At 74.4% G+C, this 508-nt stretch carries 2 protein-coding genes; both read right to left on the bottom strand.

Annotated elements, in window-relative coordinates:
* Positions 1–310 (bottom strand): DUF2804 family protein (locus FRW57_RS22850; RefSeq protein ID WP_152187157.1); only part of this gene is annotated, 310 nt, incomplete at its 3' end.
* A gap of 94 nt (positions 311–404) precedes the next feature.
* Positions 405–508 (bottom strand): homocysteine S-methyltransferase family protein (locus tag FRW57_RS25170; protein WP_203230536.1); only part of this gene is annotated, 104 nt, incomplete at its 5' end.

The following is a 508-nucleotide window of genomic DNA, read 5'->3' as shown; positions in this document are numbered from 1 at the left end:
CGCCGGCGGCCAGTTCGGGCAGCTGCGTGCCGCGGGCCAGCGGCGCGACCACGTCCCGGCGGGTCTCCTCGCCGCTGCGGCGGTCGAGCACGTAGATGCCGTGCGCGCCGGCGTAGTCGAGCGAGGAGACGGTCAGCCCCAGCACGTGAGTCGGTGTGACGATGCCCCAGTGCTCCCAACGCTTCGTGCGACCCCAACCCCTCAGGTTCGAACGGTGCAGCGGCGCACGGGTCCAGCCCAGCGCGTCCGGGTTGAGCCGGCCGCGACCGTCGCAGAGGTCGACGGGCTCGATGATCTCGCGTTGTGCCATGGCCGGATCGTAGAGCGAGCGGTCGCGTCCGTGATGGTGGTGTCACTCCGCACGGGCGGGTGGGGCACGGTGGCCCGGTCACCGGGAGCATCCCTCAGTCCAGGTCGCGGGCGCGCAGGTGCTCGGCCACCCGGCCGATCTCCTCCGGCGTGACGCGGCAGCAGCCGCCCACCGCGCTGGCCCCGGCGCGGAGCCCGC

The organism is Segeticoccus rhizosphaerae (assembly GCF_009192725.1).
Lineage (GTDB): Bacteria > Actinomycetota > Actinomycetes > Actinomycetales > Dermatophilaceae > Segeticoccus > Segeticoccus rhizosphaerae.
Note: the sequence above shows the minus strand (reverse complement) of the source record. Positions and strands in the feature narration are given on the sequence as shown.